We start from the raw sequence: 18,300 nt of genomic DNA on the forward strand, positions 1-18,300 counted from the left end.
ACCAAGGGGCCTTGACGATGCGAGTTGTTCTGTCGATGGCGGTCGCTATTTTCCTTGCTGGTGAGATCACCGCATTCGCTGCCGATGAAGTTAAGGATCAGTTCGGAGCCGGTTCCGTGTGGGCCGGCGAGATTCGTGTGGCGGGCAAAGAAGAAGCTGGCAAGGCTGTCCTTACCGTCAGCGAGCGAATGGGCGAGTCCTTCAAGGGCGAGTTCGTGGTCAGGAGCCCGGCAGGCAAAGTCGCCACGTTCCAGGTCAGCGGGACAGCGACGAACAAGGCCTCCGGCGCGGTAATCTTCGAGACCGAGAAGCAGGGCATCTCCCAAGTGAAGCTGCGAGGGAAGCTCGCGAACAATGCCGTCAATCTGGTGTTCGTCGGCACCTCCCCTTTCGGTGGAAAGGGCGGCGGAGCGCTTGTTCTGACGCCGAAGCTGTAAGCGTCCTGTCTACAACGAAAAATGCCCGGGGACGGGAACAGAGGGTGTAGGGCCAAACACAGCTCCGCTCGACCGTGCCCGAGCGGTATGTTGAGGGCGGTCCAAAATGGCAGCGGCGGGCGGGGATCGGGGCGGTCGAATCTGACAGCGCACGGGTGTGCATTTCACGAACGCGGCAGGATGAAGGCGCAAGCCTTCTTCCTGTCTCACGTCCCGGAGGTGCCCAGGAGTGCGATCCGATATGGAGTTCTGGAAAGAGGTCCGGCTGCTGGCCCGGACCGGCCAACTCACCTAGCGCGCCGCCTACCGCCAGTACAGCCTCGGTTGGCGGACCCTCAAGAAGATCCTGGCCCACCCCGAGCCACCGGGATACCGGAAGAACCAGCCACGCCCCAAGCCCAAGCTGGAGCCGTTTCTCCCCATCATTCAGCAGATCCTGGAGGTGGACCGCACGGCGCCTCGCAAGCAGCAGCATACAGCCAAGCGGAATTTCGAGCGTCTTCGGGACGAGCATGGCTACCAGGGGAAGCTGACCGTCGTGAAGGACGCGGTCCGGGACTGGAAGCAGTCCCACCAGGAATTGCGGAGTGGCTCTCTCACGGCCGGCAGATCCCGTCGGCCGTAGTTCCCGAAGAACTCAGCCTCGCCGAATTGTTCGTGGCGTATCGCGACTTCGCGCGGACGTACTACTGGCGTGATGGACAGCCGACGAGCGAGTTCACGGACATGATGGACGTGGTCAAGGATGCCGCGTCGCTCTACGGACGGCACACCGTTTCGGATTTTGGGCCCGTCGCACTGAAAGCCGTGCGGCAACTCTGGGTCAACCGCGGGTACGTCCGACGGCGGATCAATCAGAAAGTGAATCGCCTCCGGCGGATCATCAAATGGGGAGTGGAGAATGAACTCGTACCGCCCGGGATCCTCCACGGTCTTCAGGCCGTTCAACCGCTGAAGGAGAGGCGGACCCCAGCTCCAGAGAGCCAACCGGTTGAGAGCGTCTCCGAGGAGATCGTCCGACCAGTCCTGCAACACGTCTCACGGCAAGTCGCGGCGATGATTCAGCTTCAATTGCTCACGGGCATGCGCCCCGGGGAGGTGGTTCTGATCCGGCCGGGCGACGTCGATCGGAGAGAGGACGTGTGGATCTACCGCCCCCAGCGTCACAAGACTGACTACCAGGGGCATGAACGCCTCGTTTTTCTCGGCCCTCAGGCACAGGACGTCTTGCGACCGTTCCTGGACCGACATGCCTCCGGATACTGCTTCAGCCCGGCAGAGGCAGAGCAGGAACGACTTGCAAAGCGGAAGGCCACGAGAAAGACTCCGGGGCAGGACGCGGGCCGACGTCGCCGTGAACGACCAAAGAAGTCGCCGCGTGACCATTACGACCGAGACAGTTACCGTCGTGCAATTCTTTACGGGATCAAGAAGGCTGGAGTCCCCCACTGGCATCCACACCAGTTGCGTCACACTTGCGGCACGCGGGTCCGAGAAGAGCACGGCCTTGATGCAGCTCAAGTCATCCTGGGGCACCGATCGGCACGCGTCACTGAGGTCTACGCCTCCGTTAGCGCTTCCAAGGGGCAGTCTGTGGCGCGGCAATTTGGATGAGAGGGTGTCATGAAGCGACAGTCTCGTGTTGACGAAGAGCGCTTATGGAACGAGATTCACGCGTTCCAACTCGGACACTTCGCGATCCTTCGCGATTTTGAACACTTGGGAGATGTGATTCCCAAGATCTCTCGGAGGATCGGGACGGGGGCTTTGATGGGCCTCACGCTCACCGTGCAGCGTTTGCGGACTGTCATTCGGCTACGGACAGCAATGGAGAAAGCAGTCAGACGCGGAAGGGACGAGCCGAAAGCAACGTCGGCGGCCGCCACGTCCATCCTGGAGGCGCACATCGAGGGGTACTCGGAAGAGGAGACTTTCCTCATCTCCGATCTCAAGAAGTGGGGGTGTGAAGCATTTGAAGCAGACGACGTTTGCCAGGCATTCTTCATCCTCGGGCGCCTGACTGCCTCCCCTCAAGGTGATTCCACGAGGGATTTCACGCCTGAATTCACTCGCATTGATAATCGCCCGCGCATTCTCGAAGTCGTCGAACGGGCCCTCTCCGGCGGAAGCGGCGGGCAAACCGTCCTCGGAGAATTAGAGGATGCCTTTAATAAGTGGGCCGGTCCAAAGACCGATCCAGTCAAGTGGGCCGTGCAGAACTTTGCTCGAAAGTTTTCCGATCTGGAAAAGCTCGTTCTGCAAGTGCTGAAACGCCGTCCAGAAGAGGCATTGTCCGGGGAAGAGGTTGCGGCGGCACTTCCAGCGACGAAGAAGCGAGGCGAAAGTACGGTCCGAAGTGCCCTATCGCGACTCGTAAATGCAGGAGTCATTCAAAAAAACGCCCTTAAGGCAGAAGGGCGACCGCGCGGCTACTGGCTCAATTTGTCGTAGCACAATTCTTCTTTGTTCGAACAGATTCCGTCCCCTCGACACGAGTAATGTTCTCCGCCAACTCGTGGAGGACAGATGATCGACCTGGAACTCGAGACGCTCATTCCCATCGGTGAGGCGCCTCGTCACATCCCAGGGCGTCCGCACAGGGCGACCGTTTGGCGCTGGATCCAGGGAGGGGTCCGCGGCGTCACGTTGGAATCTGTCTTGATCGGAGGACGCCGGTACACATCGACCGAGGCGATCCGCCGATTTCTTTTGGCAAGCAATGCCACTTCAGCAGCCCCAATTGTGCCAGTCGCTGCTGGAAGTCGCTCCAAGGTCGATCGCGCGATGCGCGAACTCGAGCTTGGATGATTCGGATTCACGAGATCGATTCCCGGGAATTGAAAGGAACTTACGTGGGCAAACGTATTCGTACGCAGAGCGAACAAGTCGTGAGCTTTCCAACGCCGGTGTCGGCGTTGATCTTCGGTTCTCCCTATCTAGAACTGGAATACCGGTCACAAGACGCGGAGACCGTAAGAACGTTCTTCGAAACGCGACTTCTTGGCTTTGCCCAGCCGCCTCGATCACTAATCCAGGAGTGGGCTTATAACGGGCTCACGAAATTCTCCGGCCGACTGGCGCTCGGCCCGGTCTTTCGAGCACTGGTGGGACAGTATCTACCCAGCGTTCCCGAGAACCGCAGGATTGGTTGGCCTGAACAACTTTCTGACGAACTCGAGAGAACATTCTATGGGCACGTGTTCCAACAGGCTTTCGACTTCATTCGAACTTTCGACAGGGGTGTCATTCGCGGATGGAGGCCGCGCCTCTTGGATCAGTTGATCGCACAAGTCATCACCGCCTACCCGGAACGCAACATTGTTGTCGCACTCGCCAATGAGCGATCCGGCGTAACGTTGGGTGTGCGGGTGCAGGAGTTGGTTCCAGCCAATCTCCGCAAGTTCTTCGCTTTTCTCAAGAAGGGAGACTCAGCACCCTCGGAACGGAGATACTTCTTCGGAGGGATCACCCATTTGCAAGGAGTCGGTGACAATCCAAATCGCATCGATCTCATCCTCCTTGGCGACGCGCGATTCTGCGGACACGAGTCCGTACCCGAAACGCTTGACGTATACGAACACGCCAAGGTCTTTGCCTTCATCAATGAGGCTTCGCCCCTGAGTGCTTACGAGGACGACTTCACGAGGAGCGTACTGGGCTTTGAGGAGATGTGGATCCTTGGCCCCGGAGAGAATGTCCGGTTTCCGTCGATCCGAAAGATCAAGGTGCCGCGCGGGGAATCGCTGCCATCAACCCTCTCGGAGCTCGAGCTGCTCAAGCGCGGAATCATCCATCACAGGGAACGGAATCGGCTCGTTGTTGAGGTTGCGGAAAAGGAGAGCGGTTCATCACAGCTCATCGTTGCTGCCAACCTCGAGCACGCACTGCTGCTGGCCAAAAAGCTGCCGCGTTGGCACATCCCCGAGCAGTACCTCCAACCACGCTGGGCCAAGGTGCAGTACGAGAAGATGCCCCGCGTGAAGAGGACGATGAGCCAGCCTCCTCTCCACATTGTCCCGTGTCCAGACTTTCGCCGCGTCCAACTCAGCCTATATCGGCTGATTGTTTACGCTGCGGGCACCACGGAAGTCCCCGACCATATCCAACAAGGACTCCTCTGGCGTCAGCTGGGCCGATCGTCCGTTGTTACGTGGGTGGACTTCAGCGACCGTCAGCATTGGCGTTTACGGCGCGACGCCGCCAGGCGATTCCAAGAATACGCGAGCTGGGGATGGGCTCCCGAAGGCCAATCGGTGGGCGAGCTTCGCATCCGTCAGTTCATTGCCCGCAGGATTGCAAACCTTGTATCCCATTAGCCACTACCGTCGGAAACCGATTCTGTTCCCAGGACAACTTGGTTGCGTCGAGAACACAACCGAATTCGAGGAGATCATTGATCATGAAAACCTATTGGCTGCCTTCTATGAGATTCGTGAGAAGGGAGACCGTGCGGCTGGAGTCGATAAGATCCGCGCGTTCGACATCGGCCGAATTGAGGCGGCGGAGATGGCGCGAAGCTTGTCGGCCGCGATCCGTGGCGGACGCTACTGCCCACAGCCTTTCCGAACCGTGTCCATCCCGAAGGCACAAGGCACTTCGAGCGAGACGCAGCGATATCGGAAGCTCCAGATCCCAACCGTTGCGGATCGATGTGTGTCGCATGCCGTTCACCGGGCAATCGGTCCATTCGTCGATGCCAGGTTCGACGACCGAAGTCTTGGGTTTCGCCCGGGGCGGGGGATTTGGAATCTGCTCGTCGAATTGGAACGAGAGATACCTCGGAACAACGGGTTTCTGCTTCAAATGGACATTGAGGATGCGTTCCCCTCGATTCCGTTGCGCCCACTGCTGCAACACGTCGCGTCACTCATCGGAAACGAAAGCTTGGTTTTACTCATCGAGCGGATCGTCCGTCTCGATCGTACCAGAGAACCACGCGGCCTATCACAAGGAGATCCCCTCTCACCTCTACTAGCAAATCTCGCCCTACACCACACCCACGACCAACTGCAGTCGCAGTTCCTGAACCGCCGCTGGTTTCGATATGTCGATAACCTGACATACCTCGCTACCAGCAGCGTCGAGGCACGACGCATTCGCGAGTCCATCTCCGAGACTCTGGCCAAGAGCGGTCTTCGAATCCGAGTAGACGCCACAGAAACCACGGTTCTCCAAGGAGGATCGGCAGAGATACTGGGCTTCCAAATCGGATCAAAAGACGGGCAACTGACCATTGAGATCGGAGACAAGGCGAGGGGACACCTCCAAGCCCTGCTGGAAGAATGCGTGCGATCTAGCCGACCAGACGCTCATCGTGACGTCGTGCGAAGCTGGATCCTCTCAAATGCCCCTGCCCTCGACAGAAGCTCCGGAATACTGGACGAAGTTCAACTTCTCTGTAGTAGCTGCCAGATCCCCATCGAACGACACCACGTTCTGGCCTGGATCAAGACAGCACAGGCGAACTGGCGGAATTTCCGCTCGGTTCACTTGGCTACAGGAGAGGAGTAATTCGTCTTGGTGCTCCGCGACCGTAATTTGCTCTCGACCATCTTCGATGGAGAGCACGGATATCGCCTGGAAACGGGCGATTTGGTCGTGGGTGTGGTGCTGGGCGAGTGTCGTCTTGGTCCGCTTACCGCAATTCCACGATTGGGTGGAGTGTTCCCTTCGACGTCGCCTGGCCCTCACGCGGTCAAAAAACGCTGGGGAGAATCCGTCTGCGAAAAATTGTTCTGAACGTTGAACCGAGCGGTATTCCGCCGACGATCGAGACCATTTCGCCACGCTGAGGACTTCTGCCTGCTGCTGATCCTCGGGGAGAGTAGTTTCCGCCGAAAGCAGGGCGTTGCGATAACAAGGCGACGCCAGTGGATTTCCTGAGGCCGCCGGGAATATATGTTCAGTATCCCAAGCACGATTGTCGCCAAATTCGAGGCGAAAGGTCCTGCCACGCTTGTCAACTTTCCGGCGCCGCAATTGCGCCATTGAATTTCACCGAGTATCGCGGCTTGCCGATGACAATGCTCTCCATTTTGAGTGAAATGTGGTGGGGCAGCACGGTCTCCTCCGCCCCGATGACCACACGCCACTCAATCGCGTCGCATGGTGGAAGTGACTCGACTCCTACTTAACCTCGAGAGAGCCAGGCATCTGATGCAAGGGGCGGCCGCGAGATTAGGTTCGCTCTCTCGCCGCTTGAAAGATCACCGCCTCCATCTAGGTGTTGCCAAGAATTGGAGACGTGTACTGATTGCTGTCCTCAGTCGAAAATAGTTTTGCTTGACAGGCGCCACGCTCCGTCCACCTTCAGGGCGACGAACCGCATTCCGCCGAGGGCGTCTTCACCCACGAATACCGAAACCGTTCCACCGGGCCTCGGAGTGATGGACCGGACTGGTCACGATGTGTGTCGCTGCACTTGCTGTCGAATCAATAATTGGTCGGACTCGGACAACGTTACCTTGCGTGAGGCGGCCCGATGGCTTGTGTAACCCCAGATTCCATCCGCAGTGACGGCGAAAAACAGGATCGGACCACGGAGGATGTGTGACAATTTGGCCCACACTACTTTTCCTCGTGTCAGAACGACACGGGATAACCCGTCTATTGACTCCCAACACCTCACCCGGTTCACGTTAGGTTAAGCACGGTGCCTTAACTCTGGAATCGATGTCGGGGCCGGTCTGAACGAGACCATAGCACGCCGGGAGCCTGATGTATTGCTGAAAAGCGTGATCAGCCACTCAGTAGGCGACACGACCGATCCCTCTGATGAACTCCTCGCTCTTCAGTGTGCCGCAACGCGAAAGATCAAGATCACCGTCAATGCGGATCGGCGAGCTTCCAATCGTTAATGTGCTTCACGAACTCCGCGGCCAATCGGTGCCTTCCGACGAAAGACTTCGGAGGCGACGCCGCTCTTGTGTGATGTAAACTCCGTGCTGATGACGACCAGCTGATTCCCTGCTGCAAGCCCCTCCTCCGTTATGGCTTGTGGTATGTCGCACACGGGAGCCATCTGCCTTTATCGGCAGGCTCCGACTCACTGTTTCAGCCGCGACACTCCTAGTAGCGATACTGATCCGGCTTGTATGGGCCGTTCACCGGGATTCCCAGGTAGTCCGCCTGCGTCGGCGTCAGCTTCGTCAGCTTGACACCGAGCTGGTCGAGGTGCAGCCGGGCGACTTCTTCATCGAGGTGCTTCGGCAGCGTGTGGACGCCGATCGAGTACTGCTCGGCCCGCTCCCACAGCTCCAGCTGCGCGATGACCTGGTTCGTGAAGCTGTTCGACATCACGAAGCTCGGGTGGCCGGTCGCGCAGCCGAGGTTCACGAGCCGCCCTTCGGCGAGCATCAGGATCCCCTTGCCGTCCGGATAGACGTAACGATGGACCGGGCCGCCGGCCTGCGCGTCGGTCTTGATCGTGACCCGCTTGATGTCCTTACGGCCATTCAGGTAGGCGACGTCGATCTCGAGGTCGAAGTGGCCGATGTTGCAGACGATGGCGTTGTTCTTCATCACGTCGAGGTGCTCGCCGCGGATGATGTCCCGGCAGCCGGTCGTCGTCACGAAGATATCGCCCTTCGGAGCGATCTCTTCCATCGTCGTGATCTCGTACCCTTCCATCGCCGCCTGGAGGGCGCAGATCGGGTCGATTTCCGTGACGATCACGCGGGCGCCGAGGCCCCGCATCGCGTCTGCACAGCCCTTGCCCACGTCGCCGTAACCGGCGACGACGACGATCTTGCCGGCGACCATCACGTCGGTCGCCCGCTTGATCCCGTCGCCGAGCGATTCACGGCAGCCGTACAGGTTGTCGAACTTGCTCTTGGTGACCGAGTCGTTGACGTTGATCGCCGGGACCGCGAGCTTGCCGGCGGCGTGCATCTGGTACATGCGGTGGACGCCGGTCGTCGTCTCTTCCGACAGACCCTTGATCCCCTGGAGGAGCTCGGGGAACTTGTCGTGGACCATGACGGTCAGGTCGCCGCCGTCGTCGAGGATCATGTTGAGGGGCTGGCCGTCGTCCCAGAACAGGGTCTGCTCGATGCACCAGTCGAACTCTTCTGCGGTCTCACCCTTCCAGGCGTAGACCGGGATGCCGGCGGCGGCGATGGCGGCGGCGGCGTGGTCCTGGGTCGAGAAGATGTTGCAGCTGGACCACTTCACTTCGGCGCCGAGGGCCGTGAGGGTCTCGATCAGGACGGCCGTCTGGATCGTCATGTGGAGGCAGCCGGCGATGCGGGCCCCCTTGAGCGGCTTCGTGGCGCCGTACTTCTTGCGGAGGGACATGAGGCCGGGCATTTCGTGCTCGGCGATCTCGATCTCCTTGCGACCGAATTCGGCCAGGGACATGTCCTTGACCTTGTACGGCTGAAGTTTGGGCATGGCGGTCGGCATCGGAAAACAATCCTTGGGAAGAGCGGCGCCGGGAAGCGCTACGTACACCAGACAAGAAAATGGGCGATGGCATTTCAGGCCCTCAGTCCGCCAGACATCGCACGGACGTGTGTATGCTCCGATACAGTTCGTCGAGGGCATCGAGCTGAAGCTGGCGGATCCGTTCCTTGCTCAGGCCGATAGACCCTGTCAGCTCCCTGAGACTTTGTGGCCGTGCACCGTTAAGTCCATATCGCGCCATGACGATGGCTCGGTGCCGAGGATCAAGCTGACCAATCCAGTCTCGAAAGGCTTCGGATGCAATCTGTACCACAGGCTTCTCATCGACATCGCCCGGAGCCGCGGCAATCTCATTCAACAGCTCTGAATCGACGCCCTGTTCCCGGCGAGTTCGCTTCTGGTCGCGGAGGAGGTGGCGGTATAGATGTCGGCGGACGGCATGGGTGGCGTACGTGCTGAACCGAAAGCCTCGGCTGAAGTCGAACTTATCGACAGCGTTCAGCAACACGACGTTCCCTTCGCTGACCAGTTCCTCAACGTCGAGGGCTGAAGTCCGGAACCCACGAGCAGTTGCGGCAACCAGGCGCAGGTTGGACTCAACCAGTTGTGAGCGGCACAGTTCGGCGTTTCTCAGCAGGGTCTCGATCTCTTCGATGAGACGTTTGGCTGGACGACGTGGGTTAAGCTGACGGCGAAGCCTGAGTGCTCTGTACCTGCAGAAGTTCATCCTCCGAAACAGCGTTCTCTCTCCATCTGGACGGAGGAGTGGGGCCCTGAACAGAGGAGACAAGTGCGTTCGACGGAGTGGGGCCTCCTCCTCGTCAACCAAGAGAGGTCCTTGAGGAAAGGCGGCTGCTTCCGGCTTCATTCTCGCGAACGCTCGATTGGGCACAAACGAGATGTCGAGCTCCAGAATTCGCAGCGATCTTCGTTGAAGATCGTTCCGAGCGGAAGGACAGTCGCCGAAACGAGCTTCCTGATGGGTGCTGGTGAAAGACCGGTGCGAAGATGAAGTGCAGTTCCTCATAGTGCAAAGCGGCCATTGAAGGTCGGGGCGACACCTCCATTCCGCTGTCTGCTCTCTGAAACAACAGGAAAAATCCTCCAAATCTCCAAACGGACGTCGAGAGCGCCGTTGGCCGCCGACGGTCCATCGCGTGCCCTGTTAAGACACTGCAGCTGGCGAGCGGCGCCTCCCTCGCCTCTGACCTGCCGGCAAGCCACCGCGGCGACGGAGTGGCAACCCCACCCTACAGACCTCCGGGGTTGAGCTGCCAGATCGTGAGGTTCAGGCCAGCGGCAAAAGAGACCCAGGCTAGGTAGGGCATCATCAACATGCCTGCGAGCCGCCGTATCCGGAGGAAATGAAAAACCGTGACGGCGATGGCTCCCCACAAACAGAGGATCTCCAAGAATGCCCACCCCGGCTGATGAAAGTGGAAGAAGATCCATGACCACAGGACGTTCAACGTCAGTTGAACATGAAACCAGACCAGCGGCAGAACCGCTCGTTGAAGGCCCGCCGCACGCCAGACCAGCCAGGCCGAGATCGCCATCAGCAAGTACAGAGCGGTCCACACGGGGCCGAACACGGCATCGGGCGGCGTCCATTGGGGGCGAACCAGTGAACGATACCACCCATCGATTTCAGGGTTGGTGGCCAGCGCTCCCAGTGCGGCGGCAGCGAACGAGATAAGGAAAAAGTAGGCGAACGCAGGGAAGTGCTTCATCTCTCCGGCCTGTCTCTGGGTGAAGGGCATTAGCCAGTAACCCCAGCTTTGGCTGGGAACCAACGGCTCCGGATGCACGACTCATCCTCATGGAGTGCTGCAAGTCAGATGGAATTGCGGTGGATGGCGAGACGTTCACGCCAAATCCTGTGGCCGCCGGCCATGGCGGTTTCGAGAATGAGTGGAATCGGCCCCGGGGGGCCTTTCCCCAATCGTGACCACCTGAAAAGAATGCGAACAGTTCGGCATTGGGAAAGTCGGAAGGAGTTCAGGGATCGTCTGGACAGCGACTCTTCGGACGATCGTTCGAAAACAGGTATGACTCCTGGACGGCACATCGATTGCTGCACCGCTGCGGCCGTACGGTTCCCGGCTTTCAGAGGCGTGGCGATTGAATGACAGTTCGGTTTGGTCAGATGCGTGATCGCGACTAGACCGGGGTGGTGATCGGGGCTCCAGTAGCGCGGGTCTTGCACCGAAGAGAGTTCCCCTGTCGTTCTCGGATCCATTCCCATCAACCAGGAAAATGTCGCGGATATGTCTTCGTCGGTGGCCGCGCTGCGAGTTCTTCTTGTTGACGACAGCCGAGACAGTCGGACGTTCCTTTCACGCCTCCTGCAACGTCATGGCTTCGCCATCGCGGAAGCAATCGATGGGGAGCAAGCCCTTGCCATCGGATACGAGTTCCGTCCTGACTGCGTCATCTCGGATCTGGCCATGCCGAATCTGAGCGGCTATGGCTTGGCGCGTGAGCTGCGTCGCCGGAGTGGGTTGGACAAAACTCTCCTCGTGGCGTATTCCGCGTACGTTGATCCTGCTGAGGCGCGAGCTGCCGGGTTCGACTACTGGTTCGTCAAGCCGACACCAATCTCGGCCTTTTTGCAAGTTCTGAAGGAATTTGAGGTCATGAAGAAGCGGCTTGATCAAGTCGAAGAAGCAGCACGCGAACAGGGCCACGTCGTCCACGAGGTCCGCGACCTGATGAAGGAAGTCAAGAGCGACATCAATGAGATCAAGACTGGGCTCCAGGAAGACGTGAAAGATCTCAAGGTTCAGCTCCAAGAGGTGAAAGAGGATGTGCAGGAGATCAAGGAGCAACTTCGGCGAAGCGAGGACGGATCCCCTGACGGAGACGCTGCCGACACCTCCTCATCTTGATTCAATGGTACAGCTCACTGCGAACTCTGAAACTTCCCGGATCGCCGCTAACGGTCCTCGTGCTCCGGGAGTCCGGAACAGGCAGCAGCTGTATTTACACCGCGGGCCGAGGACCGCCTCGAAGAATGCCGGCGGGATCTCGTAGTGCTGCTCGTTCGCCCGCTCCGGGACGACCTCCACTCGTTCCCGTTGCTTGGACGTCAATGGATTTTGGTTGTCGGCCAGAGCATCTTCAGCCGGCCCCAGCATCAGCGCCAGCGGAGTGCGGAATTCGTGACTGACATTGCCGAAGAACGTTGTCTTCGCCCGATCGAGTTCCGCCATTGCCTGGGCTCGCCGCCGCTCCTCTTGGTAGGTACGTGCACTGGCGACGGAGGCAGCGATGTGACCGGCAAGCAAGTCCAAGAACCCTCGATAATCCTCGTCGAGCGCCAGTCGAGGGCTAACACCTGCAACGAGAAAACCGGCCAACTCCGTCTGGCCCGACCTGACAATCGGCAGAATGACCGCCCGCTGTGGAGGCTCTGGCCACGGGGCCCCGGAAAGCGGTCCGATCCGCGCTGAAATGTCGTCAACCGTGACGGCCTTGCCTGTCTCGGCGACATGGTGGAACGGCCATGGGCTCTCGAGCGAGTCGAAACGGAGCGTGACGGGACTGGCCTGAGTGTCTCGATCGAGTCCCGTAATCCCAGCAAGGATTAACTGACCGCCGTCTTGCAGCAGGTACAAGAGGGTGAACGGGAGATCGTGCGGGTTCTGTGTGAGAGAATGTGTCGCCGTCTCGCATGCTTCCTCAGCAGTACGAGCCACACCGGTCTTCCACACCCCTAACTCTCGCAGCGTTCACAGTCGGCGCTCGCCGATGACCCGCTTGGTGGTCTCTAGCCCGGCGTTGAACACGCCTTCGACCTTTCCATCCTCGCCCCGAATCGGACTGAAGGTGTAGTCGAAGTAGCATTCTTCCGTGAAACCGTGCCGGTGCATCGGGAGGAGTTGATCCCGGCTGCGTGTGGCCTCGCCAGTGGACATCACTCGCCCGAACAACGGCTCAATGATGTGCCAGATCTCCGGCCACGCCTCACGTGCGGGTCGGCCGAGTGTCCAAGGGTGCTTCTCTCCGGGGATCGGACTCCACTCGTCGTTGTAAAGGAGGACGAGGTCGCAGCCCCAGTGGATCGCAATGGGGAAATTTGAGTCGATGCAGATGCTCAAGGCCCAGAGGAGGCTCTGCGGCCAAAGCCGGATATGACCGAGCGGAGTGGCCGACCAGTCGAACTCTCGAATTCGCCGCCCCATGTTGCCACCGCCAGCGAAGGCGGCGAGTGGGGAATTGTCCGGAAGTTCCGAGCTGTCGTCTTTCATCGGTTCTCGGGCGAATTGCGGAAGGCTGCTCGGAGCTCCTCTCCTCCTGCCCCGGGGGTCCCCACCAATCGGGGGGACAAAGGGGACTATGCTACCGGTCCCAACCTGCGTCAGACACAAAAAAAGACGCACGTCGATTCGATGTGCGTCTTCAACCTGAGAATGCAGGCCGTTCAATCCGCTTTCATCGCCTTCCGGAAGCTCGCCAGGTCAAACGCCGCCCCCTTCTTCGCCGCCGCGATCTTCCCCGGCCTGGAAGCTCCTCCCCCCTTCTCCGACGTCCCCGCCCCGGACTTCTCCTTCGCAGTCCGCGAATCAAACGCGGACGAATCGAAAACGGACGACGCCGGCTTCGTCCCCGACTTGGCGACGGATTTCGCTTCGGACTTCGCCTGCGGCACGCGGACACTCTCGGTCGGGAAGACCTCCCAGAGATTGTCCGCCGGATCGATCGCCAGCGACACCCGCACCGCGGAGTCGTAGAAGCACCGCTCCGCGTCCTCCCCCTCCTTGCCGCGATTGAAGCGGATCACGATCGGATAGACCCCCGCATGCTCCCGCGTGGCGCCGGGAGCCAGCTCGAAGGACTCTCCCCCCGCCTGATAGTGGAACGGAGCGTCCATCCCCACGCTCTCCATCGTCACCTTGAACTTGCGGCTCCCCAGCTGCCACCGGCCGTCCGCCAGCGTGAAGACGTACGTGCCGTCCGTCAGCGAGTACCGCGTCGGCGAACCGCCGTTCCCCGGATCAAAACTGATCTCGCGGCTGCTGCCTGGGTTCACGTGCTCCCAGCTATCGGCGTCCAGGCTGTAGCTCTGTCCGCCGAGAAGGAAGTTGACGGCCCCTCCCGTCTCCGAGTCGTTGTAAAGCCGGATTCCGGTCTGGTCATGCGACACAACGGCAAACGCCGCGTCGCTCGGACCGACCGGCAGACCGATCAGGTCGGCCGTCGTCGTCGTCAGGCACGCGATCGGCTCGCCCGGCTCGATCCCGGTGATGAGACCGCCGCCGGGGAGATAGAAGATCTGCCCGGGCGGGAGACCGGGGATCACCGCCAGATCGATCTCGTCCGACGGCAGAACGGGGTCGAACGGATCGGCCGGATACTCGTCGTCGAACATCCCCGCGATCTCGCTGCGGGTCTGCAGGTCCGTCGTCAGCTTGGCGATCCGCTTACTATCGCTTTCGGTCAGTTCGTCGTTCTTGTCCGCGACGGCCAGCTCGATCGCATCCTCGTACGCTTTGATCATCTCGTCGGTGACCGGTTCCCCCGCCGCCACCTGGTCCTTGATGTCGTCCAGAGCTTCCTGAACGGCCGGAACGTCCCCGACGCCGAGATCGTCCGCCGCCGTCTGCAAGTCCTGGACGTCCGCGTCGATCGAGTCCTTCAGCGCCTTCTGAACCGCCGAGTAGTCCTCATCCGCCAGAACGGCGACGTCGCCCGGATCGTACTCCAGGGTGTTGTCCGTCAGCGGAGCCGCGATCGGCGGCGGGACATTAGGAACGTTCTGCGGGACGATGTTCGGCTGCGGCGTGATGACCACTGTCGGCCCCCGCTGCAGAGGCTGCGGCTGAACCGGGATCCGCTGTGGAACGACGTCGGGCTGCCGCGGGATGTAGTCGTACCGCGGCGGGCTGTTCGTCTGCGGCCGCATCCCCCCCTCAGGGAGGATCCGCCGGCCATTGTTCGGCTGCTGCGGCTGCGTGGGTCGCTGCGGCTGCTGTGGGATACCCCGTAGCGCGTCTTCCAATAATCTCGCTGCGTCCTGCCCCGACAGGTTCCGATTGTTCTGCGGCGCGCTCTCTGGAACAAAGCCTTTGGGAAACAGGTTCTGGTTCGGCTGGGTCCGGGGCCGGACATTCGTGTCCGTCTCGGCCTTGATCCCGCCGCTCGGTCGCGACGCCCGGTTGCTGCGAGCATTCTGCGCCCGGATCGGCGACACCGACAGACAGGCCGCGAGACCAACACCGCAGAAAAGCCCCCAACGCCATGTCTGACGCATGATTTTCGCCCCGTTCGTGAAGACTGCACCGCCCCATCGCCCACGCCGAGCTAGTCTAACGGTGCTGCAATTCGCCGCACACACACAGGGAAAGATTAATGCTTTGTAATTATCCACAAGTCTTCGCTCGTATCGGATTTATGCTGCAGTTCGCCTAGTGGAACAACACGGAAGTCCTCCGGCACCTTGGGCCAAGGCTATTCGACCGGCGGGACTGGAACGCTCAGGGTCGCTAGCTCCTCAGCAACGCTTTGAGAATCGGAACGCGAGATTCACCTCGATTATGACTTTCGGCTTCTTCAAGAACGTGACAGCACGGGCGAGGGGCTTCCGGTGAATCGGAAGTTGCGTTCGTAACCGACGCATCGATATGGACTTGCATCATCGTCGACCTTGTCTGCCCTCCCTTGCGGCATCGCTTTGCTGAAGCGGTGCGGAAGGCGATCGATCTCGGCTCAGTCGTCCGCTAGGAACGATTGCCACCGTCGATGCGTTGACTCTTGGTCAGTGCCAAAGTGAAGTTCGATCCGGGGCTCGGGTTGCGGCTAAGGCCGATCAGTTACATAGAAGCGGTTCGCCCTGGGGAGGACCGAAGTCGAGGCGCTCAGCGTAGGAATCGCTGTCGGCCGCTAGGCGTAGCACGGAGACTGCTTCATCCTGCTCATCGCCGCGAAGCCGGGCGATCACTGCTACTCCTCAGCCGCAACCACGCCGCCACTTGTCTGCCGACATGACAGGCGATGCCAGGGCTTCGTGGTCCTTCTTTGCCACAAGTTCTTGACGAGTTTCCTCTTGAAGCTACGAACCGCCGTTGGCGCGCGGCTTGCTTGCGGTGTCGCTCCATGTCGGAGGCGATTTTCCCTCTCCGGCAATTCGCCCTGACTGAACGGGCGCGGCTAAAACCACGAAAGGAGATGAAAGATGATGCCCACGCTCAATGAACGCTGGAACGCTTTGTTTTCCAATCCCTTCGAGGCCGTTCGCCGCGAGATCGCCAGTCGCCCGCGGGGGATCGCAAACGGTTTCGGCGCCTTGTCCTCGTGGGAAGATGAAGGAAACTACTTCGTTGAAATGGATGTCCCGGGAGTCGCGCTTGACGATCTGAGCATCACGTTCGAGAAGGAACACCTGCTGATCGAGGTCACCCGAAAGGCCCCCACGAACGCGCGCAACAGCTGGTATGACGAACGCGCGTACGGCACGCTCCGACGATCGCTGCGGCTGACCGATGAGGTCGACGCCGAGTCCGTCGAGGCGATCCTGTCGGATGGTGTGGTCCAGATCAAGATCGCCAAGAAGCCGGAACACCAGCCACGGCGGATCCCCGTACGGGCCGACGGGCAGAAACGGCTCGCCACCTCGTAGGTTCTCGTTCCTCATCATGTGATGAGTGAGCTCCCGACGATGGTTGAGCGGAGTGTAGAGCTGGCCCGCCTCACTGTGCTCCCGTCGTCGGGACTCGTTCTTCCGGCGCCCTCGTTCCATGAAGATCACGCTTCACACCCCCGAGACAATCTATTCGCCTCGCCACGTACCAAGCTGGCTTCTTCTGGCTTGTGCCGCGGGGATGGTCAACGGCTTTGCCTTCCTCATGTGCGAACAGTTCGTGACACATGTCACAGGAACCGTAACGCGAATGGGGCTCGAGTGGCCGATCGTCGGAGTCGCAATCGAGTATGCCGTGGTGCTCGCCAGCTTCGTCCTGGGGGCGGCGGTTGCGGTCATCGTCATTCAGTCCCGAGCGCGTCAGGGAAAGCAGCCGCGCTGGGCGATGCCGCTCGTCCTGGAAGCGATGCTTCTGATAGGCATCGCAATTACAGGACGTACCGGCGCATTTGGTCAGCTGGCAAGGGCAGCCTCCTCGGAGCCCCCTCCGGTTGCATTTCTCTCGCTGCTGGCCTTCTCGATGGGCGTCCAGAACGCGGCTGTCGCGTCAACGACGGGGCTGGCCGTCCGCACCACTCACTTGAGCGGGCCGGCAACTGACACCGGAATTCACTTAGGAACCGCCCTCCTGGCCGACGGTGAGGAACGACGGGCGGCTCTGCGAGGGGCCGCGCTTCGAGGAGGGAAGATTCTGGCGTTCATGCTCGGAGCTGGCATCGCCGTCCCGTTAACCCTTTCTCTCGACTACCTCACCCTGCTGGCACCGGCGATCTTGGTCAGTGCGGCTACGGCGCTCAGCTTTACCAGCACATGGAGTCCTAGCGATATTGTCATCCGTTAGGGCAACTTGTTGTGTTGGGACTCCGTTGCGAAAAATGCGGCGTTCGCCGCGACGCTGTTATCGGGCTTCTTGTGGATCCGAGGGGTGAGGAACAGTTCCGGAGTGTCCCTTGGAAAGTCAGCCCGACGGCAATCGAGAGCTCGCCGCTGAGTGCGAGAGATTGCGCCATCATTCGATGCTTCTGCAGGAGCGCCTGCGGGCTGCCGAGTGGGACGCGCAAGGCCTGCGCGGCTTTGCCATCGAGTGGATAAGGGAGCAGAGGAAACTGGTTCGCGCTCATGCGTTCCCGCCCGGGCGCGTCCCGGCGCAGAGTCTCTCGGCGGAGTAGAAAGACCGCACGAAAGGACAGCCGTTCCGGGGTCGGCGATCGCGGTCGAGGCGGCCAGAATTCAACGCACGTCAATTCGCGGCGCCTCGGGAAAACGGGGTCTAGCCGGACCGCCGCGCCTCGCGAAAATGCCCCGCGCATAGCGCCCCTGTAGGGCTGCCAAGGGTGGCAGGGACCAGGACAACGGAGTTGTGAATGAAGGGGCTGGTGTTATTGGGTGACGAGGTCGCGCTCTTGAAGTTCGCGGCAAAGGACGGGGTTCTGAGCCGGACCGGCCCGACGCTGGGGCACGAAATCGCCTGCGAATTCTTTTGTGAGGCTGGCCTGGCCGAAGCCGTCGGCGACGAGTTGCGACTGACACCGTTGGGGCGAGCTGTATCGCAGAAGCTCATCGACTCAGGAGCTTCCGGCACGGTGTCGATCCCGCGTTCAGTTCTCTATGCGCTGGGACCACCATTTGCGAGCTATCGGGGTTTGGAGCCATAGCGGCCACGTCAGGGGTAGGCCCTTCCTAGACTGCTGTGGTGCATCTGAGAAAGGTGGCGGACCAGCTCTCCCCCGGCGTGGCCGTCTAAACTCTTTCCAAGAACCGGTCGTCAGTCGTCAGTCGTCGGTCGGAGGTGTGTGGTGGGAGCGACGGGGAGTTCGGTGG

The 18,300-nt window shown here is 60.3% G+C and carries 16 protein-coding genes; 10 read left to right on the forward strand and 6 right to left on the reverse strand.

Translation table 11 applies throughout. The annotated features are described in order from the left end of the window. The first annotated feature begins 17 nt into the window (after positions 1-17). The 6 genes from VT03_RS01360 to VT03_RS01390 all read left to right on the forward strand — a co-directional run bounded on the left by VT03_RS01360 (position 18) and on the right by VT03_RS01390 (position 5,948). On the forward strand, positions 18-437 hold the full coding sequence (locus VT03_RS01360; protein WP_156514213.1) for a hypothetical protein: 420 nt from the start codon (positions 18-20) through the stop codon (positions 435-437). 657 nt (positions 438-1,094) lie between these two features. Continuing rightward, the gene (locus VT03_RS01370) at positions 1,095-2,051 is read left to right on the forward strand and encodes a tyrosine-type recombinase/integrase (protein WP_156514214.1); all 957 of its coding nucleotides are present in this window, start codon (positions 1,095-1,097) and stop codon (positions 2,049-2,051) included. A 9-nt stretch (positions 2,052-2,060) separates the two neighbouring features. Next, complete coding sequence (locus tag VT03_RS01375; protein ID WP_075091323.1) at positions 2,061-2,888, forward strand: hypothetical protein; 828 nt, start codon at positions 2,061-2,063, stop codon at positions 2,886-2,888. A gap of 75 nt (positions 2,889-2,963) precedes the next feature. Continuing rightward, on the forward strand, positions 2,964-3,245 hold the full coding sequence (locus tag VT03_RS35135; RefSeq protein ID WP_075091324.1) for a DUF1580 domain-containing protein: 282 nt from the start codon (positions 2,964-2,966) through the stop codon (positions 3,243-3,245). Beyond that, complete coding sequence (locus VT03_RS01385; protein ID WP_075091325.1) at positions 3,242-4,753, forward strand: hypothetical protein; 1,512 nt, start codon at positions 3,242-3,244, stop codon at positions 4,751-4,753. The genes VT03_RS35135 and VT03_RS01385 overlap by 4 nt, the downstream gene beginning before the upstream one ends. After that, on the forward strand, positions 4,740-5,948 hold the full coding sequence (locus VT03_RS01390) for a reverse transcriptase domain-containing protein (protein ID WP_156514215.1): 1,209 nt from the start codon (positions 4,740-4,742) through the stop codon (positions 5,946-5,948). Before VT03_RS01385 ends, VT03_RS01390 begins: the two co-directional genes overlap by 14 nt. Positions 5,949-7,505: 1,557 nt before the next feature. Here VT03_RS01390 and ahcY read toward each other — a convergent pair. The 3 genes from ahcY to VT03_RS01405 form a co-directional block, all read right to left on the reverse strand. Beyond that, positions 7,506-8,840, reverse strand: coding sequence for an adenosylhomocysteinase (gene ahcY, locus VT03_RS01395; protein WP_075091327.1), 1,335 nt, complete (start codon positions 8,838-8,840; stop codon positions 7,506-7,508). Between the two features lie 82 nt (positions 8,841-8,922). After that, positions 8,923-9,708: a sigma-70 family RNA polymerase sigma factor gene (locus VT03_RS01400; RefSeq protein ID WP_197489165.1), complete on the reverse strand. Its 786-nt coding sequence runs from the start codon at positions 9,706-9,708 to the stop codon at positions 8,923-8,925. 382 nt (positions 9,709-10,090) lie between these two features. Continuing rightward, a complete protein-coding gene (locus VT03_RS01405) occupies positions 10,091-10,570 on the reverse strand; it encodes a TspO/MBR family protein (RefSeq protein WP_075096874.1) in 480 nt (159 codons plus the stop codon). Positions 10,571-11,107: 537 nt separating this feature from the next. On the opposite strand from VT03_RS01405, the gene VT03_RS01410 reads away from it, so the two are divergent. Further along, on the forward strand, positions 11,108-11,728 hold the full coding sequence (locus VT03_RS01410; protein ID WP_075091329.1) for a response regulator: 621 nt from the start codon (positions 11,108-11,110) through the stop codon (positions 11,726-11,728). On the opposite strand, the gene VT03_RS01415 is transcribed toward VT03_RS01410, so the two are convergent. The 3 genes from VT03_RS01415 to VT03_RS01425 all read right to left on the reverse strand — a co-directional run bounded on the left by VT03_RS01415 (position 11,720) and on the right by VT03_RS01425 (position 15,093). Further along, entirely contained in the window at positions 11,720-12,538 is an 819-nt protein-coding gene (locus VT03_RS01415) for a GAF domain-containing protein (RefSeq protein WP_156514216.1), read from the reverse strand. The genes VT03_RS01410 and VT03_RS01415 overlap by 9 nt on opposite strands. A gap of 33 nt (positions 12,539-12,571) precedes the next feature. Beyond that, the gene (locus tag VT03_RS01420) at positions 12,572-13,090 is read right to left on the reverse strand and encodes a PAS domain-containing protein (protein ID WP_075091331.1); all 519 of its coding nucleotides are present in this window, start codon (positions 13,088-13,090) and stop codon (positions 12,572-12,574) included. Between the two features lie 173 nt (positions 13,091-13,263). Next, on the reverse strand, positions 13,264-15,093 hold the full coding sequence (locus tag VT03_RS01425) for a hypothetical protein (protein WP_075091332.1): 1,830 nt from the start codon (positions 15,091-15,093) through the stop codon (positions 13,264-13,266). Between the two features lie 921 nt (positions 15,094-16,014). Here VT03_RS01425 and VT03_RS01430 point away from each other — a divergent pair. The 3 genes from VT03_RS01430 (at position 16,015) to VT03_RS01445 (ending at position 18,134) form a co-directional block, all read left to right on the forward strand. Beyond that, positions 16,015-16,458, forward strand: a complete 444-nt coding sequence (locus VT03_RS01430) for an Hsp20/alpha crystallin family protein (RefSeq protein WP_075091333.1) — start codon at positions 16,015-16,017, stop codon at positions 16,456-16,458. A gap of 118 nt (positions 16,459-16,576) precedes the next feature. Further along, positions 16,577-17,320 (forward strand): YoaK family protein, encoded by a 744-nt coding sequence (locus VT03_RS01435; protein ID WP_075091334.1) that lies wholly within the window; start codon positions 16,577-16,579, stop codon positions 17,318-17,320. A gap of 523 nt (positions 17,321-17,843) precedes the next feature. Beyond that, entirely contained in the window at positions 17,844-18,134 is a 291-nt protein-coding gene (locus VT03_RS01445) for a hypothetical protein (protein ID WP_075091336.1), read from the forward strand. Positions 18,135-18,300 lie beyond the last annotated feature (166 nt).

Source organism: Planctomyces sp. SH-PL14, assembly GCF_001610835.1.
In the GTDB taxonomy this organism is placed as follows: domain Bacteria; phylum Planctomycetota; class Planctomycetia; order Planctomycetales; family Planctomycetaceae; genus Planctomyces_A.